Source organism: Aeromonas sp. FDAARGOS 1407 (genome assembly GCF_019048725.1).
Lineage (GTDB): Bacteria > Pseudomonadota > Gammaproteobacteria > Enterobacterales > Aeromonadaceae > Aeromonas > Aeromonas enteropelogenes.
On sequence record NZ_CP077399.1, the window covers coordinates 4,322,962 to 4,344,197 of the forward strand.

Annotated in this window: 19 protein-coding genes and 1 pseudogene; 9 read left to right on the top strand and 11 right to left on the bottom strand. The window is 62.3% G+C overall.

All coding sequences use genetic code 11. The annotated features are described in order from the left end of the window. Positions 1-3: 3 nt before the first annotated feature. The 8 genes from I6L37_RS20220 to I6L37_RS20255 all read right to left on the bottom strand — a co-directional run bounded on the left by I6L37_RS20220 (position 4) and on the right by I6L37_RS20255 (position 7,760). Positions 4-2,883, bottom strand: a complete 2,880-nt coding sequence (locus I6L37_RS20220) for a formate dehydrogenase subunit alpha (RefSeq protein ID WP_216992801.1) — start codon at positions 2,881-2,883, stop codon at positions 4-6. A gap of 23 nt (positions 2,884-2,906) precedes the next feature. Further along, positions 2,907-3,110 (bottom strand): transcriptional initiation protein Tat, encoded by a 204-nt coding sequence (locus I6L37_RS20225; protein WP_026457913.1) that lies wholly within the window; start codon positions 3,108-3,110, stop codon positions 2,907-2,909. Between the two features lie 77 nt (positions 3,111-3,187). After that, positions 3,188-3,820: a molecular chaperone gene (locus tag I6L37_RS20230; RefSeq protein WP_216992802.1), complete on the bottom strand. Its 633-nt coding sequence runs from the start codon at positions 3,818-3,820 to the stop codon at positions 3,188-3,190. 8 nt (positions 3,821-3,828) lie between these two features. Next, positions 3,829-5,550, bottom strand: a complete 1,722-nt coding sequence (locus tag I6L37_RS20235) for a 4Fe-4S dicluster domain-containing protein (RefSeq protein ID WP_254203518.1) — start codon at positions 5,548-5,550, stop codon at positions 3,829-3,831. A gap of 104 nt (positions 5,551-5,654) precedes the next feature. Then, complete coding sequence (locus I6L37_RS20240; protein ID WP_216992804.1) at positions 5,655-6,221, bottom strand: DUF3306 domain-containing protein; 567 nt, start codon at positions 6,219-6,221, stop codon at positions 5,655-5,657. After that, on the bottom strand, positions 6,214-6,768 hold the full coding sequence (locus I6L37_RS20245) for a DUF3305 domain-containing protein (RefSeq protein ID WP_216992805.1): 555 nt from the start codon (positions 6,766-6,768) through the stop codon (positions 6,214-6,216). Before I6L37_RS20245 ends, I6L37_RS20240 begins: the two co-directional genes overlap by 8 nt. Positions 6,769-6,832: 64 nt before the next feature. Continuing rightward, positions 6,833-7,210 (bottom strand): hypothetical protein, encoded by a 378-nt coding sequence (locus I6L37_RS20250; protein WP_156141109.1) that lies wholly within the window; start codon positions 7,208-7,210, stop codon positions 6,833-6,835. Continuing rightward, on the bottom strand, positions 7,200-7,760 hold the full coding sequence (locus tag I6L37_RS20255; protein WP_216992806.1) for a hypothetical protein: 561 nt from the start codon (positions 7,758-7,760) through the stop codon (positions 7,200-7,202). Before I6L37_RS20255 ends, I6L37_RS20250 begins: the two co-directional genes overlap by 11 nt. Before the next feature lie 155 nt (positions 7,761-7,915). Between I6L37_RS20255 and I6L37_RS20260 the strand changes: the two genes are divergently transcribed. Both I6L37_RS20260 and I6L37_RS20265 read left to right on the top strand, forming a co-directional pair. Next, positions 7,916-9,337 carry an IS66-like element ISKpn15 family transposase gene (locus I6L37_RS20260; protein WP_032495448.1) on the top strand — a complete coding sequence of 474 codons (1,422 nt, stop codon included), beginning with the start codon at positions 7,916-7,918 and terminating at the stop codon, positions 9,335-9,337. A gap of 16 nt (positions 9,338-9,353) precedes the next feature. Next, positions 9,354-9,962, top strand: a pseudogene (locus tag I6L37_RS20265) (IS66-like element ISKpn15 family transposase); the annotation flags it as partial. 304 nt (positions 9,963-10,266) lie between these two features. Here the strand turns inward: I6L37_RS20265 and I6L37_RS20270 are convergent. Next, on the bottom strand, positions 10,267-10,605 hold the full coding sequence (locus I6L37_RS20270; RefSeq protein ID WP_156141111.1) for a hypothetical protein: 339 nt from the start codon (positions 10,603-10,605) through the stop codon (positions 10,267-10,269). 260 nt (positions 10,606-10,865) lie between these two features. Between I6L37_RS20270 and I6L37_RS20275 the strand changes: the two genes are divergently transcribed. Continuing rightward, positions 10,866-11,723, top strand: coding sequence for a formate dehydrogenase accessory sulfurtransferase FdhD (locus I6L37_RS20275; RefSeq protein ID WP_216992807.1), 858 nt, complete (start codon positions 10,866-10,868; stop codon positions 11,721-11,723). A gap of 76 nt (positions 11,724-11,799) precedes the next feature. Then, positions 11,800-12,666, top strand: a complete 867-nt coding sequence (locus tag I6L37_RS20280; protein WP_026458090.1) for a helix-turn-helix transcriptional regulator — start codon at positions 11,800-11,802, stop codon at positions 12,664-12,666. An 88-nt stretch (positions 12,667-12,754) separates the two neighbouring features. Here the strand turns inward: I6L37_RS20280 and I6L37_RS20285 are convergent, their stop codons facing one another. After that, on the bottom strand, positions 12,755-14,908 hold the full coding sequence (locus I6L37_RS20285; protein ID WP_216992808.1) for a cache domain-containing protein: 2,154 nt from the start codon (positions 14,906-14,908) through the stop codon (positions 12,755-12,757). Between the two features lie 25 nt (positions 14,909-14,933). Further along, positions 14,934-16,292 carry a sigma-54 dependent transcriptional regulator gene (locus I6L37_RS20290; protein WP_026457779.1) on the bottom strand — a complete coding sequence of 453 codons (1,359 nt, stop codon included), beginning with the start codon at positions 16,290-16,292 and terminating at the stop codon, positions 14,934-14,936. Positions 16,293-16,543: 251 nt separating this feature from the next. Between I6L37_RS20290 and I6L37_RS20295 the strand changes: the two genes are divergently transcribed. Genes I6L37_RS20295 through I6L37_RS20315 form a run of 5 tightly spaced genes read left to right on the top strand, consistent with a single transcriptional unit; the run spans position 16,544 to position 21,228 of the window. Next, positions 16,544-17,374 (top strand): substrate-binding domain-containing protein, encoded by an 831-nt coding sequence (locus tag I6L37_RS20295; RefSeq protein ID WP_216992809.1) that lies wholly within the window; start codon positions 16,544-16,546, stop codon positions 17,372-17,374. Between the two features lie 55 nt (positions 17,375-17,429). Beyond that, entirely contained in the window at positions 17,430-18,131 is a 702-nt protein-coding gene (locus tag I6L37_RS20300) for an ABC transporter permease (RefSeq protein ID WP_042024799.1), read from the top strand. Between the two features lie 43 nt (positions 18,132-18,174). Beyond that, complete coding sequence (locus I6L37_RS20305) at positions 18,175-18,870, top strand: energy-coupling factor ABC transporter ATP-binding protein (protein ID WP_216992810.1); 696 nt, start codon at positions 18,175-18,177, stop codon at positions 18,868-18,870. Beyond that, entirely contained in the window at positions 18,842-19,486 is a 645-nt protein-coding gene (gene mobA / locus I6L37_RS20310; RefSeq protein ID WP_026458233.1) for a molybdenum cofactor guanylyltransferase MobA, read from the top strand. The genes I6L37_RS20305 and mobA overlap by 29 nt, the downstream gene beginning before the upstream one ends. Beyond that, positions 19,483-21,228 (top strand): bifunctional molybdopterin-guanine dinucleotide biosynthesis adaptor protein MobB/molybdopterin molybdotransferase MoeA, encoded by a 1,746-nt coding sequence (locus I6L37_RS20315; RefSeq protein WP_216992811.1) that lies wholly within the window; start codon positions 19,483-19,485, stop codon positions 21,226-21,228. Before mobA ends, I6L37_RS20315 begins: the two co-directional genes overlap by 4 nt. Positions 21,229-21,236: the final 8 nt, after the last annotated feature.

Below are 21,236 nucleotides of genomic sequence, written 5' to 3' on the forward strand. Positions count from 1 at the left end.
GGATCAGGCTCCTACTTTACGAAAACGGCACAGGGTGACCTTGGTCTCCTGCATCTGGGTAACCGGGTCATAACCATAGGTGGTGACTATGTTGACCGACTCGCCCAGTACGTAAGGGTCTGACCCTTCCGGATATTTGGATCTCAGATCCTTGCCCTCGAAATGACCGCCGAAGTGGAACGGCATAAAGGCAAGGCCCGGCTTCACCCGCGGCGTGATCAGGGCTTTCACCTTGACGCGGCCACCTTCCGGCCCCTCGACCCAGACATCCTGACCGTCGCGCACGCCGACATCGTTGGCATCCGCCGGGTTCATCTCGACGAACATCTCCTGCTGCAGCTCCGCCAGCCAAGGGTTGGAACGGGTCTCGTCACCGCCCCCCTCGTATTCGACCAGACGGCCGGAGGTGAGGATGATGGGGAACTCCTTGCTGACATCTTTTTCCTGCACCGAGGCGTACTGGGTCGGCAGGCGCCACAGGCTCTTGGCATCGGGCCAGGTGGCGTAGTCGGCCAACAGATCCCGGCGCGGGGTGTAGAGCGGTTCGCGGTGCTTGGGCACCTGATCCGGGAAGGTCCACACCACGCAGCGCGCCTTGGCGTTGCCATAGGGCACGAAGCCGTGCTTGATGGCGACGCGCTGGATGCCACCAGAAAGGTCGGTCTTCCAGTTCTTGCCCTCGGCCTCTTTCTTCTCGGCCTCGGTCAGCTCATCCCACCAGCCCAGTTGCTTCATCAGATCGGCGGTGATCTCGGGGTAACCATCCTCCACCTCGCTGCCCTTGGGCCAGGAGTCTTCGGCGAGCAAGGAGACGCCCTGATATTCGAGACCGAAACGGGCACGGAAACCGCCGCCCCCTTCTGACACCGGAATGCTGGTGTCATAGAGGATGTGGCTGCCGGGGTGCTTCATCTCCGGGGTACCCCAGCAGGGCCAGGGCAGACCGTAGATCTCGCCGCTGACCGGGCCACCTTCGGCCTTGAGGCTGGTCTTGTGGAAGGTGTGCCAGTTCTGCTGGTGTTCCTTGAGGCGCTCCGGGCTCTGGCCGGTGTAACCGACAGTCCACATGCCACGGTTGTACTCGCGGGTGATGTCTTCGAGCAGCGGCTGGTTGTTCTCCACCTTGATGTGCTTGAACAGCTCATCGGCAAAGCCCAGCTTCTTGCTCAACAGATACATGATCTCGTGGTCGACCTTGGACTCGAACAGGGGCTCGATCACCTTGTCGCGCCACTGCATGGAACGGTTGGTGGCGGTGACGGAACCATAGGTCTCGAACTGGGTGGTGGCCGGCAGCAGGTAGACGCCGTCGGTGCGATCGTTCATCACCGCCGCCACGGTCGGGTACGGGTCGACGATCACCATCATGTCGAGCTTTTGCATCGCCTTCTTCATCTCGGGACCGCGGGTCTGGGAGTTGACCGCATGACCCCAGTAGAACATGGCGCGAATGTTGGTGCCCTGCTCGATAAGGTCGGCGTTCTCCAGCACACCGTCCACCCAGCGGGAGACCGGAATGCCGTTGTTGTTCATCGGCAGCTTGCCGTTGTAGGCCTTGTTGTCAAAACGGGATTTGAGCCACTCGAAGTCCACATCCCACACCCGGGCCCAGTGCTTCCAGGCCCCCTCTTCCAGGCCGTAGTAGCCGGGCAGGGAGTCGGAGGTGACGCCAAAGTCGGTGGCGCCCTGCACGTTGTCGTGACCGCGGAAGATGTTGGTACCGGCACCGCTCTTGCCCACGTTGCCAAGGGCCAGCTCGAGGATGCAGTAGGCACGGGTGTTGTTGTTGCCAGTGGTGTGCTGGGTACCGCCCATACACCAGACCACGCAGCCCGGACGGTTGTCGGAGAGCAGCTTGGCGGCGCCGTAGACCTCTTTTTCACTGAGGCCAGTCACCCGCTCCACTTCCGCCGGGGTCCAGCGCGCTACCTCTTTTTGCACCTCGTCCATGCCAAAGACACGGGTGCGGATGAACTCTTTGTCTTCCCAGCCGTTCTTGAAGATGTGCCACAACATGCCCCAGATGAAGGCCACGTCGGTGCCCGGGCGCAGGGAGAGGTACATGTCCGCCTTGGCGGCGGTGCGGGTGCGGCGCGGATCCACCACCAGGATCTTGCAGCCGTTGCGCTCTTTCGCCAGCAGGATGTGTTGCATGGCGACCGGGTGGGCCTCCGCCGGGTTGGAACCGATAAACATGATCGACTTGCTGTTGTGCATGTCGTTCAGGCTGTTGGTCATGGCGCCATAGCCCCAGGTGTTGGCCACACCGGCGACCGTGGTGGAGTGGCAGATGCGCGCCTGGTGATCCACGTTGTTGGTGCCCCACAGGGACGCCATCTTGCGAAACAGGTAGGCCTGCTCGTTGGAGTGCTTGGCGGAGCCGAGCCAGAAGATGCTGTCGGGGCCGGACTCCTTGCGAAGACGCAACACCTCGTTGCCCACCTCTTCGATGGCCTGATCCCAGCTGATGCGCTGCCACTTGCCGCCCACCAGCTTCATCGGGTACTTGAGGCGACGCTCACCGTGGCCATGCTCGCGCAGGGCCGCCCCCTTGGCGCAGTGGCCACCGAGGTTGAAGGGGTGATCGAAAGCCGGCTCCTGACCGGTCCAGACCCCATTTTGCACCTCGGCGTAAACGCCGCAGCCCACCGAGCAGTGGGAGCAGATGGTGCGTTTCACCTCGACCGGTACGTCGGCGGCCACGGTTTTGGCCTCGGCTCGCTGCATCATGGCCGGTGCCAGCCAGCCAGCGGCCACGGCACCACCGGCCACCAGGCCGGAGTTGACCATAAAGGCGCGGCGAGTCAGCCCCTGACCACGGGAGGTGGCGGCACTGGATTGGTCGGCGGAAGTTGCCGGCTCGGCACGTTTCGTCAGTTTCATAAGATCTCCTTCACTGAGCCGGCTCAGTCGGTGCCGCGCAGGGTGCGATAAAAGTCGTGAACATGGGGGGTCTCCCGATAGCCCTTGTCCGGCTCGGTGTCGTGGGTGAGCACCTCTTTACCCACCACCCGGCCGGTGGCACCGGCCAATACCCCTATGGTGGCGACCACGCCGACACCCTTGATCAGGTTGCGTCGTGACGGATCTTGCAGCTTGTCATCGCTCATCTTGTTCTCTCCGACTCTTGTTTTTGTTATGGCCGGCCCGGGGGCCGACATTGCTACGAACGGTATCTGTCATATGGTTATGGGCGAGTAACCACCCGGGCGCCAAACGGCAGGCGCAATTCGTTTTCCAGCTTGAAGAAATCTTCGGCAAGTAGCCCCACCGCACGGTAGAAACAGCCTCCCTTGGCCTTTTGCTGATCGTGGCAGCACTTAATCACCCAGGGAGCGAGGTGGCGCTCATAGAAGCGGTTGCGCTCCGGGTGCTGTTCGCTGACCAGCACCGCCATCACCTCGCACAGGGCCGCCAGGTGATCTTCGGGCTCGCACACCCCGCTCTGGCGCTCGAAGCCCAGGGACTGCAGATCGGCGCGCAGCACCGCGAGCGGCAGCTCCATCAGGGAGCCGGTGAGATACCAGGAGGCGAAGGGGACGATTTCCCCCCGGCCGATACCGATAAAGAGATCCTGGTACTCCTCGGCCAGAGCGCCCTCGTCGTGGCTGCTGGCGGCGAGCTGCACCAGCCCGAGGCCCCGGGCAAAGGGACCGGGAAACGGCTCAAGGTCACGCAGCCACTGCAACTGCTCGCCCTTGGGGGCGGCGCGCCACAGGCTTGCCAGCAGGGCATAGAGCTCGGCGCTGTTGCTCTCGAGAGGGGTCATGGCATCTGTCATGGGCAGGGTGCTCTGGTTGTCATCTTGTTGCTGATACATATTGGCCCTCACAGTTTGAGCTGGGCGGCGGGATCCGCCGCCATGGCTTCAAACACATCCTTGACCCGGCAGTCCTCGCACATCAGCAGGCGCTTGGCGGCCTCGTTCTGGAAGTGGGAGTGACCGGCCAGTTTTTGCTGGATGCGGCGAATGAGGGAGGCAGGAGCAAACGGCTTGCCGCAGCGAATGCAGCAGGCCGGCTCTTCCGCCTTGAGGTGTTGCACGGCGCGGCGCGCCTCGGGCACAGGCTGCAGACGCGGCACAAGCGCGATGGCTTGCTCGGGGCACGCCTTCTCGCACATGCCGCACTGGATACAGTCCTGCTCGATAAAGTTGAGGCCGGGCTCGTGACCCACCGCATGCAGGGCGCGGGTCGGACAGACCGCCACGCAGCCCATGCAGAGGGTGCAATCCGCCTCTTTCAGTGCCACTGCGCCATAAGGGGCGCCGTGGGGCACCGCCAGGGGCTTGCGGCCCCCTTCGCTGGCCAGCCAGAGGGCGTCGAAGGCGGCAAACAGGGTCTCCCGCTTCTCCCCCTTGAGCGGCTTGTCCAGCAAGGAGCCGGCCACATTGGCCGCCCCCTGGTCGCTCGCCTGCACCACCGCCTGCAGAGAGTGGATGGCGATGCGATCCCCGCTCAATCCGGCGCCGGCCAGCAGCACGGCGGCACTGGCCAGCTCCCGCTCCACCAGGGCGTGCACGCTGGCCGGAGTATCGTCACCGAGCGCAATGCGCACCGCGCTGGCGCCATAGGCCAGGGCCGCCAGCCAGCTCTCGAGCCCGAGGCTCGCCACTTCCTCCACCCAGACCGGCAGCCAGTGGCTGGGCAGGGCGGCAAGGCTCGCCTCGACGTCGCTGCGCTCGCTCTCCCCTGCGATCAAGAGCACGGGATGCTCGCCGCCCGCCTCCCGATAGTGCTTGAGCAGGCGAAACAGATAGTCGCCGCTGGTATTGGCATCGGGCTGGTGATAGGCGATCGCCCCGGTCGGGCACGCGGAGGCGCAGCTGCCAAAGCCCTGACAAAGATGCGGATCGATCTGGATGCGCCCATTGATGGGCTTGAGGGCATCGGTCGGGCAGACATCGAGGCAGCGACTGCAACCGGGCACGCCACGGGCGGTGAAGGCACACGCCTCCGGGTCGAGGCGAAAATAACGCGGCTTGTCGAACACCCCGGTGAGGGCGCACAGCTCGCCAAGCTGCTCCGCCAGACCCGCATCATCTGCCAGATGCTGATAACCCACGGGCGGCCGCTCCAGGGCAAACAGCGGAGTCGCTCCCAGATCGGCCACCAAATCGAAGCTGGCGTGGCCACCGGCGGCCTGGGCCGGGAAGCAGAGCTCGGCCAAAGAGATACGCGCCCCCTGACCGTTGAGACCGGTTAACTGAAACTGGCCCAGATACCCCTTGAGCGCCGGCTCGCGCAGGGTCAGCGCCTCGAGGGAGGCGGTGGCGGCGAAGATGGCCTCCAGATCCGCCGCCCCGGCGTCATGGACCTGTTCGCTCACCAGCAAGGTCGGCATCGCCCCTTGCGGCAAGAGGCTGGCGGCGCGGCGGATGCGATCCTCCGGCCCGACCAGCAGCAAGCGGCCCTGACTCTGGTAGGAGACAGTGGCCGGGATCAGGTTGTCGGTCTTGACCGTGTGGCGCAAGGCATAGGCGCGCGCTCGCTCATTGCTCCCCGCAGCGCTGGCGGGGCTCAGGCTTGAGTTGTATTGTTCGATGCTCACATGCACTCCTGTGCGCACCACCTCATGGGATGGTGTGCTTGTTGGTCTCATGGGAGAGCAAGAGACGAGCCAACTCCCCCGGAAAAAAAGTGACTGACAGGGAGTCAGGATCCCAGAGGTTCCATTCCCGTCTTATCAGCAGAGACATTTTGTCCCACCTCGTTAGCCAAAATGTCCCGACCCTTGTCATGGTCTTGTGGCAACGCCGCTGCGGGTGAAGCTGCGTCATCCGCCTCTTCACCTGGCGTGGTTGGCGAGGGTTCAGTCTGGTCGGCATCTTGCTCAGAGACGGGGGCCACCAGCCAGTTGCGCAGCCCCGCAGTCAGGGCGGCAGGCAACAGCTCGGGCTGGCTGAAATCCTGGGTGTAGTCATCGAGACCATCGGGCTGATGGCTGCGAAACATGGCGCGCAGCGCCTCTCTGTCCGGCAGGGCTGGCTTGTCCGATACGGCGGTAGAAGGCTCGGCGGCGGGATTGGAACCGATGCAAGGGGCTCTCCCCTTGTCAGTGCTTACTTCAGCTGAAGGTGGCGTATTCTCTGATGTATTCGGCTCGACAAGGTCTGATTGGGACGCAGATACACCTTCCATATCGAGCGGCTGTGGCTGTTCGTTTGCGGCCTGCTGCGCCTCCCGTTTGCGGGCCGACCAGCGCTTGAAAAACTCACTCATGGGAGCGGCTTCCGACGTCGCTGCCATGCTCGCGGCCATCGGGGCCGATGGCCTCGACGGCGCCGCAGTTGCCCTGAGGCGCGCCATCGACCCCCAGCTGATCCTGAGCTCGTCCCTTGCCCTTCTTGCCTTTGCGACGGGCCTCCAGCAGCTCGCCGTGGCGGCCGATAAAGGCTTCGGTCCAGGCCTGTAGCGCCTCTGGCAGCGGGCAGGAGAGCACCTGGCGCTCGCCATCCATATAGGCGGCGGCCACGGTCTGACTCAAGGTGAGGCCATCGGCGACAAAGTCATTATCGACGCGGGTTCCGGTGACAAAGAGGCGCGGCGCGCCCGAGCTCAGGTTGAAGCGATAATCCCCCCGCTCGTCGCGAAACAGGGTGAGGGGCAAGGCCCCGGCAGCCTCGGGCTCGGCGGGGTGGAGCGCCGCAATCTCGAAACGGCGGCTCTGCCAGCGGCCAACCTGGCTGTCGATGGCCTGCAATTCGACCCGCAGCCAGCGCTGGTGGGACAGGGTATTTATAGTGTCTTGCACGGTAACGACTCCCATCAGAAGGTCTCTGCCGGGCCGCCCTCCCCCCTTGTTTCGCCCTTGCTTGGGGCAATCACAGCGGTCAGTTCAGGGCGGCCACGGCCTTAATGGGAGAAAACATAGCAAGAGTGGGGCCAAGGCAGGTCTGGTGGTTGATTGGGGCTTTGATGCTGGTCAGACGTCGTGCAGGACGTAGGTTGGCGCGGGCGTAGGTTGGTGCTAAGCGCAGCGAAGCCCAACATGCGGCGTAAAACCAATCCGCCAGTGCTTGTTCGAGGGAATGGCAATAATCAAATAAGACAGAATTATCCGATGATTGCTTTTGAAATATTCCGCGGTAAACGTTGGGCTTCACTTCGTTCAGCACCAACCTACGATTTCGCCCAACATACAAAATACGATCAAATAAAATAGACGAGATAACATATTGAAACCAAACTAACAGTAACTTATTGTTCACATAGTGTAAATATAAACCCTGTTTCTTTGACCTTGTATGCGATGATATTTTTATCATGCAAAAACTCCATACCAATAGTTACAGTTTCACTATTCCTTTTACTTGGGTCGGACTCCAAAATATGCTCTATATTTGCTTTTATAAATTCAAAATATTGATTGAACATAAATATAACTTTATCTGAATTAAACACAGCATGAAGTGGAGCTCCATTAGCTGTCACCCCCATACCAGGACAAAGGTATTCAGTACCATCACTAACAGTCACGTTTACATTGTAGTGCTTTTTACGTAAAGTTTTGTAGTCTGATATTGTTAGAGGTGTGACATTACTATTTATTTTAAAAATAGCTAATTGATTAGGCCAATTATCATGCATAATCTGTATAAGGCTCAAGTCACACCATGAACTATGGTCAAAAACACCTAATATATGAGCTTCATGAGCAGAGAAATGAATAAATAGAAGTTCTCCAGTTCTGGTTACAAAACCATCTCTCTCCACACCTAGGCTCAGATGAAAGTGCTGAATTCCCCAATGAGATAACATGTCATCATCGTAGTGCAGATTTTTTAGCTTTCTACTTTGATATTTCTTGAGGTAAGTATTCACCGGAACAGTATTGACACAGGAAAAATGAGACGATCGTCTCTTGATCCCACTTTCCTGCTTGCTTGATCCTGCTCCTTAGATACGCTCCCCCCATGAGCAAAAACACCATGCATTCCGCGGGAATGCCCACCACTCTGGAGCAGGCCAACGAGCTGATTTATAAGCTCCTCGACCGCATCGCCGAGCTGGAGGACCGCCTCAATCAGCACAGCGGCAACTCCTCCAAGCCGCCTTCCAGCGACGGCCCCGGTGCACCGCCGCCGGCCCGCAAGCGTCCGGCGTCCGGCAAGCAACGGGGGGCGCAGCCCGGTCACAAGGGACATCGCCGCGAGCGGCATCCGCTTGATGCCCGCCTGACCCTGGTCCCGCATTACCCTGCCGCCGATTGCGCTTGCTGTGGCGGGGACATGGTGGCCCATGCCAAACCCTATCAGGTTCATCAGGTGTTCGAGCTGCCCGAGGTGAGCTATCTCGTCACCGAACACCAACTGTATCGTGCGACCTGCTCACGGTGTATCGGCACGACCCAGGCCGCACTGCCAGACAACGTCAGCAGCAGCCAGATGGGGGCCAATCTGCTCAGCTACATCGCGCTGCAAAGCGGCCAGTTTCACCAGAGCGTCAGCCAGATACAGCAGCAGCTCAAACAGCATTTCGGCCTGAGTTTTAGCCGGGGCGCCATCAGTGAGGCGCAGGGGCGGGTGAGTGCCATGCTCACCCCGACCTACCAGGCCATCAAGCAGCAGGTGCAGACGGCCACCCACGTTCATGCCGATGAGACCCGGCATCAGCGGGGTGGAGAGCGCCGCTGGATGTGGCTGGCGCTGAGCAAGATAGCCGTCTGCTTCATGACGGCCTATGGCCGTGGTCAGGAGGCGGCCAAGCGGCTGCTGGGCGCCGAGTTTGACGGGGTGCTGGTGACCGACCAGTACGCCGGCTACCGGTTTATCGACGCCGACCAGCGGCAACTGTGCTGGGCCCACGTGGCCCGCAATCTCGTGGCCATCGCCGAGAGTAGCGAGCAGTGCAACCAGCCCATCGGTGCCCGGTTGGTCTTGCTGGCGGATGCGGTGTTTCGTACCCGGCACCGTTGGGAAAGCGGTGCGTTGAGCAAGCAGAAATACCTGCGCAGGCTCGCGCGTTACCGGCAAAGCTGGCGAAGCCAGTTGGAGCGCGGCGCCCTGTTGTGCAGCAAACGCTACCGTGGACGATGCCAGTTGCTGCTGCGGGATGACGAGATGCTGTGGCGGTTTATGACTGACGACGAAATAGCGCTGACCAACAACGAGGCGGAGCGGGCGCTGCGTGGCTATGTGCTCTGGCGCAAGGGTAGCTACGGCGTGTGGTCTCACCGGGGCGAGCTGTTTCGCCAGCGCATCCTGTCGTTGGTGGAGACCGGCAAGCGATTGGGCCGCTGCCCACAGGAGTGGTTGAGGGCCGTGGTCAGGGCGTGCATCGAGAAGACAGATTATCCCATCCCGGCAGAACTGATGCCGTCAACCCCGTCCTGGTGAATAGATACCCGAGTTTGACGGGGTGCTGGTGACCGACCAGTACGCCGGCTACCGGTTTATCGACGCCGACCAGCGGCAACTGTGCTGGGCCCACGTGGCCCGCAATCTCGTGGCCATCGCCGAGAGTAGCGAGCAGTGCAACCAGCCCATCGGTGCCCGGTTGGTCTTGCTGGCGGATGCGGTGTTTCGTACCCGGCACCGTTGGGAAAGCGGTGCGTTGAGCAAGCAGAAATACCTGCGCAGGCTCGCGCGTTACCGGCAAAGCTGGCGAAGCCAGTTGGAGCGCGGCGCCCTGTTGTGCAGCAAACGCTACCGTGGACGATGCCAGTTGCTGCTGCGGGATGACGAGATGCTGTGGCGGTTTATGACTGACGACGAAATAGCGCTGACCAACAACGAGGCGGAGCGGGCGCTGCGTGGCTATGTGCTCTGGCGCAAGGGTAGCTACGGCGTGTGGTCTCACCGGGGCGAGCTGTTTCGCCAGCGCATCCTGTCGTTGGTGGAGACCGGCAAGCGATTGGGCCGCTGCCCACAGGAGTGGTTGAGGGCCGTGGTCAGGGCGTGCATCGAGAAGACAGATTATCCCATCCCGGCAGAACTGATGCCGTCAACCCCGTCCTGGTGAATAGATACTTCTTGAGACACTCACCAACTTTTATCGATTCAATAATACCTTCGTATGCAATTTTGTGCTCCTTAGGGATAGACAGTTCCTTTGATTCAAATACTAAGCGAGCTCTTTTTTCAATAATTCTACATTTGTAACGCTGATACAAATAGATAGGATCGTACGTCTCTGGCGAATACAATCCAAACTCTGCTTGGAGTCTCTGGTGACAATATTCGCTGTAATCATCAAGTATTTCGTTAAAAACTTCCATACCAATCCTTCCCACTGCTACAGGTTGATTCAATATCCAAATTCTACATTATGGAGCTAACTTTGTATTATCAGATAATGAAAAGGTTGAAGCATCTATACTTCGACAGATTGCTGCAATCATACTTAATAGTTTAGCCTCACTGTTTTTTGACCATCCATTACCAAAGTGTATAGTGATATGAACTGATGTTACAGGCTCACCACTAACAAAAGCCTCTACAGAGAATTCATCAGATATCCAAACACCCTCTATTGCATTGGGGAAGTATTGAGTTACTTTTGTAGAAATCAACTCTTTACTTCCAAGGGGCATGACGTCTTCAACCTCTGAAAGATTTGCTATTGAATTATTACACGGTTTTATTAAAACAAGATCAAAGCTCATATTTTATGCCTAACAGTTTTAATTGAAGATCATAACGCTATTAGAATTTAAAATTAATTTTTTAAGTCGAGTCTAACCCTATCGATTTTATATGAAAAGAATGTCTACTTACTTTTTCAGAGAAATGACGATTTGCACACATAAACTCTCATCTCCGAAATATGCACATGTTTATATCATCCCAATTCACCTGCATTAACTTGGAACAAAACTTGCTGTGTCCCTCCATCCTGATCCTGTCAACCGGTCACGAGGGCCCCATGACACCGACCTTTATCAAAAGCAATGCCGCCGCCCAGCTCACCATGGCCGTCGAGGTGATGAATGAGCAGGGGGAGTTGCAGACCCAGCAGATCGCCTGTGAGCGCCCACTCACCGTCTACCTCAACTGGAAGGAGATAGTGACCCTGATGACGCTGGGGGCCCGCCCCGAGGCGCTGGTGCTTGGCTATCTCAAGAACCAGGGCTTTATCGAGGATATTTCGGCCATCGAATCGGTCATCGTCGACTGGGATAGCGAGGCCGCCGCCGTGGTCAGCAGCCAGCAGGCCGAGGATCTGGACAAGTCTCTCGAGAAGAAGACGGTCACCTCGGGCTGCGGCCAGGGCACCATGTATGGCAGCGTGATGAAGAAGCTCGAAGGGGTGGTGCTTCCCGCCCCCGAGCTCAAACAGAGCACCCTCTACGCCCTGCTCAAGGCGCTCTCCGCCCATAACGAAACCTACAAGATGGCCGGTGCCGTGCACGGCTGCGCCCTCTGCCGCGGCGCCGAGATCCTCTCCTTTGTCGAGGACGTGGGCCGCCACAATGCAGTGGATACCCTGGCCGGGGAGCTCTGGATGTCAGGCGATAGCGGCGCCGACAAGATCTTCTACACCACGGGGCGGCTCACCTCCGAGATGGTGATCAAGGTGGCGCAGATGGGCATTCCTGTGCTGCTGTCACGCTCCGGCGTCACCCAGATGGGGCTGGATCTCGCCCGCCAGCTCGGCATCACCATGATTGCCCGCGCCAAGGGGCGCCACTTCCAGGTCTTTACCGGCCAGCAGCATCTGGTGCTGGATGACAAACCGCCGGTGCTGCCCCAGGGGCCGTCCGGCCGTGGCCAGCGAGATTGAGCCCGGCTGACCATGAGCGACATCCTCTTTTCTACCCGCCATGAACAGGCTGATGGACTGAACCATGAATGAGTTTATGAACGTCAAGCAGGTGGCCGAATACCTCGATCTCAACGAGAAGAAGGTCTATCAGCTGGCCAACGAGGCGCGCATCCCCGCCACCAAGGCCACCGGCAAGTGGCTGTTTCCGCGATCCCTGCTGGATCGCTGGCTGCTCGGCAGCTGCCATGAGGGGGTGATGAACGACCGGCTGCTGCTGGCAGGCTCGGACGACGTGCTGCTGCACTACGCCAGCAGCCGGCTGGCCCAGCAGCTTGGCACCCAGGCGCTGGTGGGGTACACCCCCTGCGGCACTCGCCAGGGGCTGGCGATGCTGGCCCGCGGCCATGTGGACCTGTGCGCCATCCACTGGGGTCAGGCCGAAGAGGCCCACCTGCGCCACCCGGCGCTGGTGCAGCAGTATCAGGGCCATCGCCAATGGGTGATCGTTCATGGATTTCGCCGCGCCCAGGGACTGGTGCTGCGACGCGGAGCCAGACCGAGGGAGGCCCGAGAAACCCTGGAGTGGCGCTGGGCGCTGCGTCAAGAGGGGGCCGGCAGCCAGCGGGCCCTGTTTGAGTGGCTGCAAACCCAGGGGGAGTCCCTGACCCGAATTGAGAGCACGGTACAGGTCAACAGCGAGCGGGAGCTGGCCGCCGCCATCAGCCGCGGTGATGCCGACGTGGGGCCGGGGGCCCAGAGCACGGCGACCGAGTTTGGCCTGGAGTTTATGCCGCTCTCCCAGGAGTGTTTCGATCTGGTGATGCCGCAGGGGGTCTTCTTTCGCAACCTGTTGCAACAACTCATCGGCTGGCTGCAATCCCCCGAGGGGCGCGAGCTGGCCTCCCGCCTTGGCGGCTACGATCTGACCCAGACTGGCAAGCTGGTGTGGAGCCCGCAATAGGGCAATCCGCTTTCGTCATCCCTTGCCTCCACCATGAAAACGGGCCTGCCAGATTGGCAGGCCCGTCTGTTTGAGGGGGGGAAGACGCTTACCCTTCCTTTGGCCCTTCCCTTGTCCCGCCTTCTGGCGAATCCATCTGCCCTGCGGCTGGCTCGTCCCCGGCGATATCGGGCTCACGCCCTTCCGCTCCCAGCGCGATGCGCCACCCCTCCAGCTGGGCCGGTTCGCGGCCGGCGGGCAGCAGGGCATGGCTATGCAGTCGGATGGTAAAGCAGCTCCCCTCCCCCGGCGTGGAGTCCACCAACAGCTCGCCGCCCCAACGGCTGATGATGCGGTGGCTCAGGGCGAGCCCGAGGCCCGTGCCGGTGGCGCGGGTGGTGAAGAAGGGATCGAAGATCTTGTCCATGATGGCAGCCTCGATGCCGCTGCCGTTGTCGATGACTCGCACCTCGGCCCCCAGCAACTGGCCCGTTTCACTGTGCCAGTCGCGGCTCTCGACCCGGATCTGGCCCCGCTCACCCAGGGCGTGGCTGGCGTTGACCAGCAGGTTTATCAACACCTGCAGCAGCTGCTGGCGATCCGCCTCTATGGGTTGCTGGGCCTGCAGATCGGCCACCAGCTCCACCTGTTGCTGGCGCAGGGCGGAGCGCACCAGGGTCAGGCTCTCCTCGATAATGGGATTGAGGTGCTGCCACACCGGCGCCGTCTCGTAATCGCCGGGGCGGGAGTATTGCAACAGGCTGCGGGTGATGGCGCGAATGCGCTCGATCTGGGTCAGCACCAGGGCCAACTCCTCGCTGACGGGCTCGGCCGCCTCCCCCAGCTCCAGCTTCATCAACTCCACGTTGCCAAGGATCACCGCGAGCGGGTTGTTGATCTCGTGGGCCACCCCGGCGCACAGCTCGCCGAGAGCCGCCAGCTTCTCGCTGATAAGCAGCTGCTGGCGCGCCTGGGTCAGCATATGGATGTGCTCCTCCAGCTCGGCGGTCTTCTGCTCGAGGCTCCGGGTACGCTCGGCCACCTTCTGCTCCAGCTCGTCGGCACTGCGGGCCATCTGCTGCTGATGAGCCTCCTGGCGGTCCAGCATGGCGTCAAACTGGCGCCCCAGCTGGGCCAGCTCGTGATCGGGATCGAGCGCCAGAGGCCCCACCCGGGCCGACTTGCCATATTGCACCTGGCGCACCACCCGGTGCATCCGCTCGATGGGGGTGAAGAGATCCCGTGCGCCGCGATAGACCAACAGGCCCGAGATAAGCAACAGCAACACCACGCCGGAGCCGAGCTCCAGCAGGTTGGTGAGGTAGGTGCGGATAAAGGGCCACTCGAGAAAGCCGACATAGAGCATGCCGATCCGCTCGCCATTGGCCCCCAGCAGCGGCTCATAGCCAGAGACATACCAGGCGTCGTGCACGAAGGCGCGATCGATCCACACCTCCCCCCGCTCCAGCACCTGTTCGCGCACCGGGGCCGAGACCCGGGTGCCGAGCGCCCGCCCTATCTGGCGACTGCTGCTGGCGGGCACATTGGTGCTGACCCGCAGATCGCCGAGAAACAGGGTAACCGTGCCTATGCTCCCCTCCGGCAGGGTATTTTTGGCAAACACCTGGCTCTTGAGCTCGTCCACCAGCCGGGTGCTGCCGTTGATAAGCTCGCCCCCCTCCAGCACGGCCCAGAGTGAGCCGTCCCGCGCCATCACGGGCGTCAGGGTCAGGCTGACCAGCCCCCGGGTCTCCTGGCCGTTGGCGGCGCTGTACTCCCTGTCCAGCACGGCGCGGCTGGCCAGGGCCGGCGAGTGGGCCAGCAACTGCTCCCGCGACCAGACCACGAAGTGGCTGATGCTGCGCCCTGTGCTCAGGGTGGCCCGCTGTTTCGGGGCCAGCTGATCCAGCTCGGCCCCCGTGCGCAGGTGCAGAAAATCGAGGTCGTAGTTGGCCGCCAGCGGCATCACCCAGGATTGCAGCTCTGCCGGGTTCTGGCGCAGCTTGGTCTGGAAAGTCCAGGCATCGCGCAGGTGCTCCAGGTGCTCGGCCTGGCGCTGTTGCTGCACGCGCACCGCATGATGGGCCACCCCGAGATCGCCGCGCACATTGGTGAGCAGGTTCTGCCAGCTGTAGGTGAGAGTCCAGTAGAGGGTGAGCCCCATCAGGCCCACCAGGGTGAGCATGATGGGCACCGAGGTAAGCAGCAGCAGGCGCCAGCGCACCTTGGTACGCAGCCAGCGCGGGAGTCGGGACCAACTCATGGCAGCCACCAGCGGCTCTTGGGGATCATTCGATGGCCCACTCCTTGAACTTGCGCTCCAGGGTCTTGCGCGCCACCCCCAGTACCCGGGAAGCGGCCGACTTGTTGCCATCAAAGCTTGCCACCACCTGCAGGATGTGGGCTTTTTCCACCTCAGCCAGCGGCCACTCCAGCGGATACCCCTCTTCCCCCTTGCCGGCGGCACTGTCAGGCTGGCTGCTGCGCCAATACTCGGCGGGAGGCTTGCCCAGCAACAGGCAGCGTTCGATGAGGTTGCGCAGCTCGCGCACGTTGCCGGGCCAGGGATAAGCCTGCATGGCCACCACATCCTCGTGGGTCCAGTTCAGCGACCCCATCCCCATCTCGGCGGTGAGCTGGCGAGTGAAGTGGTGTACCAGGGCCGGGATGTCGTCGATCCGCTCGCGCAGGGGCGCCACCTGCAGGGCGACCACGTTGAGGCGGTAGAAGAGATCCTCGCGAAACCGCCCGGCATCCACCTCTGTTTTGAGGTTGCGGTTGGTGGCTGCCACGATGCGTACATCCACCGCGAGCTCCCGCTCGGCGCCGACCGGACGAATGGCCTTCTGCTCCAGCGCCCGCAGCAGGGAGGCCTGCATGGCGAGCGGCATCTCGCCGATTTCATCGAGAAAGAGAGTGCCCTGATGGGCAACCCTAAACAGGCCGTCGCGCCCCTTGCGGGCACCGGTGAAGGCCCCCTGCACATGGCCAAACAGCTCGCTTTCGAGCAGCTCGGGGGCGATGGCGGCGCAGTTGAGGGGCACGAAGGCCCCCATGCGGCCGGATAGCTGGTGCAGGGCCCTGGCCACCAGCTCCTTGCCGGTGCCGGACTCCCCCTCCACCAGTACGGCGGCGTTGGAGGGGGCCACTCTGGCAATGAGCGTCTTGAGCTCGCAGGTCTTGGCGCTATCGCCGATCAGGGTGGGGGGAAAGAGCTTGCTCACCTCCCGGCGCAGCAGCAGGTTCTCCCGCTCCATCTGGCGGCGCTCGATCACCCGGTCCACCGCCTGGATCATCTGTTCCAGATTGAACGGCTTGAGGATGAAATCGCTGGCGCCGAGACGCAGCGCCTTGAGGGCGGTCTCCATGTCGCCAAAGCCGGTCATGAAGATGATGTCGCTGCGGCGGGTACCGGGATCGACCGCCTCGTGCCACTCAATGCCGGAGCGGCCCGGCAATCGGATATCGGCGATGATGAGATCGAAATGGAGGCGGCTGCGCAGGGCTTCGGCCTCTTCCACGCTGGCGGCCGTCTCGATTTGAGCGAAGCGCTTGGCCAGTGCCTTGGCCAGAAAGCTGCGCATGCCGGGTTCATCGTCCACGATGAGCAGGGAGAGGGCGGACCAGCGGTTGAGCGGGGCTGTCATGAAAAAAATTCCTCAAATGCACTCAAGGTCGGAGAATGTCCCGATAGTCGGAACGCGAGTGAGACATTTTGTCCTACCCGGAACGAAGCACCAATACCAATTAGTAAATAACGCCCGTCAGATAATCTGAAAAGATACAATAAACTGCTGTTTTCACTCAGCAAAAGATGAAAAAAGGGGGGCGTGGAACATGTTTGGCACCCTGTTTGCTAGTCAGAGGCCTCCCATTCACCCGAACGAGTTGCATCACCATGACCCTGAATGCCAATTTGAAACGCGCCGCACTCTCCCTCTGCGCCGCCCTGCTGCTGACTACGGCCGCCCAAGCCGAGAGCCCGAAACCGCCGGTTCGCCTCGCCACCACCACCAGCACCGAACAGTCCGGCCTGCTGGGCTGGCTGCTACCCAAATTCACCGCCGAGACCGGCTACCCGGTGCAGGTGATGGCCGCCGGTACCGGCCAGAGCCTGAAGATGGGGGAAAACGGCGACGCCGATCTGGTGATGACCCACGCCCCTTCCGCCGAGAAGGCCTTCGTCGATGCCGGCTTTGGCATCAATCCAACCCCTCTGATGTACAACGACTTCGTCATCGTGGGTCCGGTCAAGGATCCGGCGGGTCTGGGCCAGCTCAAGGATGCCGCCAAGGGACTGCAGGCCATCAAGGAGAAGGGCCAGACCTTCATCTCCCGCGGTGACGAGTCCGGCACCCACATCAAGGAGAAGACCCTGTGGCAGGCCGCTGACGTCAAACCCGAGTTTGCCGGTTACAAATCCATCGGCCAGGGCATGGGCCCGACCCTCACCATGGCCTCCGAGCTTGGCGCCTACACCCTGACCGACCGCGGTACCTGGCTCGCCTACCAGAGCAAGCTGGATCTCGCCGTGCTGCTGGAAGGGGACAAGCGTCTGTTCAACCCCTATCAGGTGATCCTGGTCAACCCGACCCGTTATCCCGACCTCAACACCGACGGCGCCCGTGCCCTGCAGAACTGGCTGGTCTCCGACCACGGCCAGAAGCTGATCGGTGACTTCAAGGTGGCCGGTCAGGCCCTGTTCGTGGCCGATGCCAACGGGAAGTGATGACCTCCCTGTGTGATATGAGGGGGGCTCTGCTCCCCTGTCGGGGAGCGCGCTGATGCCGACGCTCCTCGACACGACTCTGGCGGCCCTCGCCCTGCTGTTCAGCGGTGATAGCGAACTGTGGCAGGTGGTGGGGGTCTCGTTTTCCGTCTCCGGGCTCGCCCTGTTGCTGGTGCTGCTGCCGGCCCTGCTGCTGGGCTTCGCGCTGGCCTACCTGCCGCTGCCCGGCCGCTGGCTCTGGCTCTCCTGCATCAATACCCTGCAATCGGTACCGACCGTGGTGATAGGCCTCTTGCTCTACATGCTGCTGTCGCGGGCCGGCCCCTTCGGCGACTGGAAGATGCTGTTCACCCAGCAGGCGATGGTGGTGGGCCAGATGCTGATCGCCTTCCCCGTCATCGCCACCATGGCCCACGCCGCCTTTATCCAGAGCGATCGCCGTGCCTGGGAAACCGCCCTCACCCTGGGGGTCTCCTGGCCCAAGGCGCTGCTCGGCCTGATGCACGAGTGCCGCTTTGGCCTGCTGGCGGCGGTGATCGGCGCCTTCAGCCGCATCGTCACCGAGGTGGGCTGCTCCATGATGGTGGGGGGCAATATTCTCCACTTTACCCGCAACATCCCCACCGCCATCGCGCTGGAGACCCAGAAGGGCGCCTTTACCCAGGGGGTGGCGCTCGGCATAGTGCTGCTCAGTCTGGCGCTGTTGCTCAACCTGCTGCTGACCGCCTGTCGCGGCCACAGCTATCTGAAGAATTGAGAAAGAGGTTCCCCTTGTTGCTGACCGCTGACGGAGCCCATCCATGGCCCTGATCGCCCATCACCTTTCCATGTGCTTTGGCGAACGCCAGCTGTTCGAGATCGAGCGGCTTTCCATCGCCCGCGGGGACACCATCTGGCTGCACGGCGCCAATGGCGTGGGCAAGACCACCTTGCTCAAGATCCTGGCCGGCCTGCTGCGCCCCACCCGGGGCCACACCAATCTGCCCGGCCGCTGGCAACGCCGGCTCAACCAGCTGCTCAAGCGCGATGCGGGCCCCGGCCGGGTCACCTATCTGCACCAGACCCCCTACATGTTCGATCGCAGCGTGCACGACAACATCGCCTGGGCGCTTGGCAAGCAGGCGGAGAGCGAGATCCGGGTGTTCGAGGCATTGCGCCGGGTCGAGCTGGAAGGGCTGGCCCGGGAGCACATCAGCATTCTCTCCGGCGGTGAGCGCCAGCGTCTGGCCATGGCGCGGGCCTGGGCGCTGCAACCCGCCTTCTTGCTGATGGATGAACCCACCGCCAACCTTGACACACATTCGGTTGCCCTGATGGCCGCATTGGCGCAAGATCTGCGGGAACATGGCTGCGGCCTGGTGGTCATCAGCCACCAGAGCAACGCCCTCACCGATCTGTGCGAGCGAGAGTGGACTCTCGCTCGCGGTCAACTGCAAGAGACCACCCCTTTAAAAATCATCGAGCGACATGACTTCAAGAAGCGAACCCCACTCTGACCCCTTCCCCGTTTCGGCCGTGATCCTGGCCGGTGGCCGCGCCACCCGCATGGGGGGCGAAGACAAGGGATGGGTCCAGCTGGCGGGCCGTCCCCTCATCGACCACGTGTTGTGCCGGCTGCGCCCCCAGGTCGACGAGATCCTGATCAACGCCAACCGCAACCAGCCCCGCTACCAGGCGCTGGCCCCCGTCATCAGCGATGACAACGACGACTATCTGGGCCCGCTGGCGGGCATGCAGGTGGGCCTTGCCGCCGCCCGCCACGACTGGGTGCTGTTCGTCCCCTGCGATGGCCCCGCTCTGCCCCTTGATCTGATGAGCCGCTTTCGCGCCGCCCTCACCCCGACCACCGAACTCGTAGTGGCCCATGACGGCGACTGGCTGCAACCCGTGGTGGCGCTGCTGCACAAATCCCTGCTCCCCTCCCTCAGCCAGGCCCTGGCCGAGGGGGAGCGCAAGATAGATATCTGGTTCGCCCGCCACCAGATGGCAGTGGTGAGCTTTGCCGATCAGCCGGATGCCTTCATCAACCTCAACAGCCCGGCCGAACTGGCCGCCTACGAGACGCGCCTGCTGACCCCGGCCACCGAATCCCAACAAGGAGCCGCCCAATGACCCCAGCCCCGACCCTCCCCCTGCTTGGCTTCGCCGCCTGGAGCGGGACCGGCAAGACCACCTTGCTGGAACAGCTGATCCCCCTGCTGGTGGCACGGGGCCTGCGCCTCGGAGTGCTCAAGCACGCCCACCACGACTTCGATATCGATCAGCCGGGCAAGGACAGCCATCGCCTGCGCAAGGCAGGGGCCAACCAGATGATGGTCGCCTCCCGCCGCCGTCATGCACGCATCATTGAGACCGAGCTGGCAGAGGCCGATTTTCGCGAGCTGCTGGCCAGCTTCGATCAGACCAGCCTCGATCTGCTGCTGGTGGAAGGGTTCAAACACGAGCACTTCCCCAAGATAGAGCTGCATCGGGCGGCGATCGGCAAGCCTCTGCTGTTCCCCGAGGACAGGGACATCATCGCCGTGGCAAGCGATCAACCGACAGACACCACCCTGCCCAGGCTCGACATCAATGATCTCGATGCCATCGCCGACTTCGTCTGCGACTACCTGGCAGGCTGCCAGACCCGGGAGCAGGGTGCCGGCAACGGCTTCCTGTCGGTCGAGGCCGCCCGCGACACCATACTGGCGGCCCTGACGCCGAGCAGTGGCTGCACCCTCACGCCGCTGGCGCAGTGCCACGGTGCCGTGTTGGCCACCGATCTGGTGAGCCCCATCAATGTACCGCCCCACGCCAACTCGGCGATGGACGGGGTGGGGCTGCGCAGTGACGATCTCGCCGCCGGCCGCTGGCAACTGGTGGGGGAAGTGCTGGCAGGCCAGCAGCACCACGAACCTGTGTTGGCGGGTCAGGCGGTGCAGATCATGACCGGCGCCCCCGTGCCTCCCGGAGTCGACACCGTGGTGATGCGCGAAGAGACGGTGATGGCCGATGGCTGGGTCACCATTCAGGCCCCCATCAAGGCGGGGCAGAACGTACGCCAGGCCGGAGAGGATCTGGCCAAAGGGGCCGTCGCCATCCCGGCCGGTACCCGCCTCGGCGCTCCCCAGCTCGGGCTCGCGGCCTCCCTGGGTCAGGCCGCCCTGCCGGTGCGCTCGCCTCTCAAGGTCGCCCTGTTCAGTACCGGGGACGAGGTACAGGCCCCGGGCGAAACGCTCGCCCCCGGCCACATCTTTGACAGCAACCGCTTCACCCTGATGGCACAGATCCGCGGCGCCGGCTGTGAGGTGATGGATCTTGGCATCATCCCCGATGATCAGGCCGTGCTGCGCCAGCGGCTGGCCGAGGCGGCCGCCAGCGCCGATCTGGTGCTGAGCTCGGGGGGTGTCTCGGTGGGCAACGCCGACTACATCAAGGGGGTGCTGGTAGAGCTCGGCCACATTGATTTTTGGCGCATCCAGATGCGCCCCGGCCGCCCGCTGGCCTTTGGCAAGCTGGGGGATACCCCCTTCTTCGGCCTGCCGGGCAACCCGGTAGCGGCCATGATCTGCTTCCTGCAGTTTGTCGAGCCCGCCATCGCCCGCCTGCAGGGGCGCAGCTGGCAACCGCTGCGCCTGTCGGCCCTCGCCTGCGAGCGGATGAAGAGCCGACCGGGGCGCACCGAGTTTCTGCGCGGCGTCTTCCATCAGGATGGCAATGGAGAGCTTCGGGTACGCACCACAGGGCCCCAGGGCTCAGGCATCCTGAGCTCCATGAGCGATGCCAACTGCCTCATCGAAATCGTGCCTTCCCAACCCGGGATCGCCATCGGGGAGCGGGTCTGGATCCACCCGCTCCAGGGCCGGCTGGCCTGAACAATTGC